The organism is Sphaerochaeta sp. S2 (assembly GCF_016406725.1).
In the GTDB taxonomy this organism is placed as follows: Bacteria; Spirochaetota; Spirochaetia; order Sphaerochaetales; family Sphaerochaetaceae; genus Sphaerochaeta.
Map to the genome: position 1 here is coordinate 1 of NZ_JAEKNT010000234.1, position 4506 is coordinate 4506.

5 protein-coding genes are annotated in these 4506 nt (G+C 50.3%); all 5 read right to left on the reverse strand.

The genetic code is table 11. The features are described from left to right. Nucleotides 1-11: 11 nt before the first annotated feature. From hslU to JF818_RS06660, 5 genes are read right to left on the reverse strand one after another with little or no spacing between them, the layout of a single operon-like run. On the reverse strand, nt 12-1391 hold the full coding sequence (gene hslU, locus JF818_RS06640) for an ATP-dependent protease ATPase subunit HslU (RefSeq protein WP_198891248.1): 1380 nt from the start codon (nt 1389-1391) through the stop codon (nt 12-14). A 4-nt stretch (nt 1392-1395) separates the two neighbouring features. Beyond that, a complete protein-coding gene (hslV, locus tag JF818_RS06645; protein WP_198891249.1) occupies nt 1396-1932 on the reverse strand; it encodes an ATP-dependent protease subunit HslV in 537 nt (178 codons plus the stop codon). Then, the gene (xerA, locus tag JF818_RS06650; protein ID WP_198891250.1) at nt 1925-2815 is read right to left on the reverse strand and encodes a site-specific tyrosine recombinase/integron integrase; all 891 of its coding nucleotides are present in this window, start codon (nt 2813-2815) and stop codon (nt 1925-1927) included. Before xerA ends, hslV begins: the two co-directional genes overlap by 8 nt. After that, on the reverse strand, nt 2808-3686 hold the full coding sequence (locus JF818_RS06655; RefSeq protein ID WP_198891251.1) for a DNA-processing protein DprA: 879 nt from the start codon (nt 3684-3686) through the stop codon (nt 2808-2810). Before JF818_RS06655 ends, xerA begins: the two co-directional genes overlap by 8 nt. Nucleotides 3687-3719: 33 nt before the next feature. After that, nucleotides 3720-4463, reverse strand: a complete 744-nt coding sequence (locus tag JF818_RS06660) for a TSUP family transporter (protein WP_198891252.1) — start codon at nt 4461-4463, stop codon at nt 3720-3722. Nucleotides 4464-4506 lie beyond the last annotated feature (43 nt).

Here is a 4506-nt window from a genome sequence, read left to right on the forward strand (position 1 = left end):
AAATTGCCCCCTTAGAGAATGAACTTGGAGAGGTCCTGATCCTGGAGAACATCACGCAACCGTTCATCAACGTATGCTGCGGTGATGGTGATGGTCTGCCCTGAAAGCTCATCTGCACTGAAGGAAAGTTCTTCCAAGAGCTTCTCCATGATGGTGAACAGTCTCCTGGCACCTATATTATCATTCGTTGCATTCACTTCATAGGCTATCTCACTGACTTTCCTGATGGCTGCATCATCAAATATGATCTCCACACCTTCGGTCTTAAGCAACTCATGATACTGCATGGTCATCGCATTAGCAGGCTCTGTAAGAATCCGGTAGAAATCATCAGCACTCAGGTCATCCAATTCAACGCGAAGCGGGAAACGTCCCTGCAACTCAGGTATCAGGTCACTGGGTTTGGAGACATGGAATGCACCACTGGCAATGAACAGGATATGTGTGGTATCGATCACGCCCCATTTGGTGGAAACACTGGTACCTTCAACGATGGGGAGAATATCACGTTGTACACCTTCCCTGCTTACATCAATGCTGGAGGCACCACCGCCGCTCTTGGCGACCTTGTCGATCTCATCGAGAAAAACAATCCCCATCTGCTCGACCCGCTCCTTGGCCTCATCAATGGCACGGTCATTATCAACAGCCTTTTCAGTCTCTTCTTCGGTAAAAATCTCCCGGGCACGTTTTACGGTCAACTTTCGGTTATGTCCACGACCATTCCCAAAGATTGAACCAAGGCTCTGCATTGCGTCCTGTAGCTCTTCCATGTTTGGCTGACCAAGGACCTCAATTCCGACCCGCTTCCTGCTCTGGACATTGACTTCTATCTCACGGTCATCAAACTTACCATCCCTGAGCATCTCCCTGAAACGCTCACGGGTTGCCTTCTGGCTGTCGGTGAAGCTGCTGCCTGCCGGCACCACATCACTCTTCTCCTCACCCTTTGCCTGGGGAAGCAACATATCGAGCAGACGCTCTTCAACCCTGCTTGCCACCTTTTCCTTCTCAGCCTCGGCTAGTTCAGCTTTTACTTGCTGGACAGCGATACTCATAAGGTCCCTGATGATCGATTCAACATCCCGTCCGACGTACCCTACCTCAGTGTACTTGGTAGCCTCAACCTTGATAAAGGGAGCGTTGGACAGCTTTGCGATACGCCTAGCTATCTCGGTCTTTCCCACTCCAGTGGGGCCGATCATGATGATGTTCTTGGGAGAGACTTCATCCCTGATTTCCTCAGGAAGCCGTTTCCTGCGAGTCCGGTTGCGAATCGCAACTGCTATGGTTCGCTTGGCCTTCTGCTGGCCAATGATATATTTATCTAGTTCTGAAACAATCTGAGAAGGCTTGAGCTCATCAAGCTTCCTGCTTGCTGAATATCCCATATGCTTATAGTACCTCTACGTTAATCTGATCATCTGTGTAGATGCAGACAGATGCTGCTATCTGTACACTCTTTCTGGCAATCTCCTCCGCTGACATGGTGGAGTCTGCCTCCAAATATGCCAATGCAGCACTGAGTGCGTAGTTGCCCCCACTTCCAATGCCGATCGCATCCCGTTCGGGGTCGACCACATCCCCTGCTCCATTGATCAGGAAGATTCTCTTCCCATCGCTTACAAGCATCATTGCCTCGAGCTGACGCAGCTGTTTATCGGTTCTCCACTGCTTTGCCAGTTCCACTGCAGAGCGGGTCAAGTCGCCATTGTACTGCTTCAATTTTCCCTCAAAAAGTTCAAAGAGGGTGAATGCATCGGCAGTTGTCCCAGCGAAGCCGGTAATTACCTTCCCGTCATATAGTGTTCGCACCTTATGTGCGTTTGACTTCAAAATCGTATCTCCTGCAGTGACCTGTCCATCGCCAGCTATGGCGACATGTCCGTTTCTTCTCACTGCGACGATGGTTGTTCCTTTAAAACTACTCATGTTGCTCCCTTCCATGGGGGTGGCAGGATGCGTAGACCCGTGCCAGCCTCTCTTTCGATACATGGGTGTAAATCTGGGTGGTAGAGATGCTGGCGTGACCAAGCAATTCCTGTACCAATCGGATATCTGCCCCGTTGTCCAGAAGATGGGTTGCATAGGTATGCCTCAGTACATGGGGCGTAAATTGTTTCTGCCACCCAAGCCTTCTTCTATATGTACCAAACATACTACCAACAGTGCTCATCGGCAACTGTTTTCCCTGTATTGAACAGAACAAGAAGGGACAATCGAATCGTTCTCTTTTCAGGCTCAAATACGTTTGCAAGACATTCCTGCAATGGTTGGTGAAAAAGACATAGCGGCTTTTTGACCCCTTTCCCAAAACTCGTATACGTCGTTTATCCCATTCAATTGACTCTTCCTTGATGCCAAGCACCTCACTGATTCTGCAACCAGTGTCATAGAGCAGGGTAAAGAGTGAAACTGAGCGAGCAGAGCGGAAATCATCACAGCTCTGGCTGAGCAACTGTGCCACTTCCTTGACAGTAAGAACAGTGGGAAGGTGGTTCTCTCTCCTGTGTGTTGCCACGAGCGAAAATGGGTTTACTGAACATACCCCACGTTTACACAATGAGGTATAGAATGTCCTTACACAGCTGATCTTCCGGTTCACTGTTGTCTCACTGTAGTGGTTTTCGAATTTCAGGAACCGAAGATACATCCTCCCATCCTCCCTGCCAGCCTCTTTCAGGCCAATCCCAAGGGAAGAGAAATAAGCTGACAGCTGTTCCAGGTCCCTCCTGTAGGCAAGCAGAGTATGGTCACTGAGATTGCGGATCTGTTTCTGGGTTTCCAGGAACTCCTGGATCAAGGGTTCATGCATACTCTAGACTATACCATGCCCGTCCAAAACGGTACAACGTACCCGCTCCCCCTCTTCTCTCTTCCACCTTGCAGGGACTCTCCCAAGAAAGGATGGAAGCGAGATCACGGAAGGAGGCAACATCAGTGGCGCCCATTTGTGCAAGAGAGGCAATGCCTCCATCCAGTGAGCCACCAAAGAGCCCATCAGTGTGGACAAATACGTCCTTTCCCTGATCCAATGCAGAGGTGGCACAGTGCAAGCATCCGCTTTTCTCAGGGGACTGTATAACCATCGTTGCATTCCCAATCGCAGTCGAGAGCATATTACGGCTCAGGCAACGGGAAGGGAAAGCTGCATCATCAGGTTCATAGGGGGAGAGCAATGAGACGAACGGTAATGCATGATAGGCCCTGATGCGAGGTGTCGCCAATCCACAGTCACAGATGACAAATGCATTGACTTTCAGGTCCCCGCTGGCATAAAGCGCAGTCCTATCGATCCCTCGGCTGTTGCTTGTCACCAGAGTGGTGTTGTTTGCACAGGCCTCCAGTGCAAACCGGTATGCTCTCTGGGCGCCGTTGCCATCCGGATAGCGGGTTCCGCAGAGGGTAAGCAGATGGGAAGATGGGTCAGGCAGAAGATTATTGTACATAAGCCTGAATGGAGGGTTCTCCATCTGGTAAAGCGCGGATGGATACCCATCCATTCCCCAGAAACAGACTTTGAGTGATTGCTCTTCATTAAGAAACCTGAGCATCCGCTTCACCCGGGCCATGCTTGCTCCACGGTTTACGAGTTCCTGCAATGTAACACCAGAATGAGCCAGCGCTATCCTCTTCTCACATGAAAGAGGCAGGAGACTGAGTGCCAGTAGTATTGAAAGTTTCATATCTCCTAAAGGCAGGGAAACAGGAGACTTGCTTCAAAACCGTTCAACGACCACCTTGATAAGCAAGAGGGAGAGTACCAGCAACATGACCGGTTTTACCACCTTCTGCCCGATTCTCAATGCCAGGTGGCTGCCGATGTACCCACCAATGATGGCGCTGATGGCACAGGGAATTGCAATGGAGAAATCAATTACCCCATGATAGAGAAACATTGCCAAGGCTGCGATATTGGAGGCAAGGTTCACTATCCGTGCGGTTCCACATGCCTTAAGCAGGTCCAGACCAAGCACAGCGGTGAAAATGATGGTAAGGAACATTCCCGTCCCTGGCCCAAAGAAGCCATCATACATCCCAACGACCAGACCTGTGATCCCACTGAGGGATAGGGTGAAAGCCTTTCCCCTCGGTTGTGCTTTTCCGAAATTCGGGTTCACCAACATGAATACAGCAAGGGAAGGTACCAGGATGATTAGAAGATAGGAGAGATAGGTCGAGGCATATTGTGTTGCCAGGTAGGATCCATAGGAAGAACCTATGAAGGTTGTCACGATGGCAATCCCCCCTACCAGAAAGCTGACCTGCTTGTTGGCCAGATACTGGATGGTCGCAACCAGTGTCCCACTTGCAGAGGCAAATTTATTATTCCCCAGAGCGGTGGTTGGAGGAAGCCCCACCGCTACATAGGCAGTCAGGGTTATCAGGCCACCACCACCAGCGATGGCATCCACAGCAGAGCCGAAGGCGATGATGGGACAGAGAATCCATAATACACTCATGCTTACTCCTCACTCCCCTGCTCGTCATGGTAGGCATCATATG

Coding starts and splice junctions, on each gene's coding strand:
- xerA (WP_198891250.1), bottom strand. CDS start 2,815: ATGCATGAACCCTTGATCCAGGAGTTCCTGGAAACCCAGAAACAGATC.
- hslV (WP_198891249.1), bottom strand. CDS start 1,932: ATGAGTAGTTTTAAAGGAACAACCATCGTCGCAGTGAGAAGAAACGGA.
- hslU (WP_198891248.1), bottom strand. CDS start 1,391: ATGGGATATTCAGCAAGCAGGAAGCTTGATGAGCTCAAGCCTTCTCAG.
- JF818_RS06660 (WP_198891252.1), bottom strand. CDS start 4,463: ATGAGTGTATTATGGATTCTCTGTCCCATCATCGCCTTCGGCTCTGCT.
- JF818_RS06655 (WP_198891251.1), bottom strand. CDS start 3,686: ATGAAACTTTCAATACTACTGGCACTCAGTCTCCTGCCTCTTTCATGT.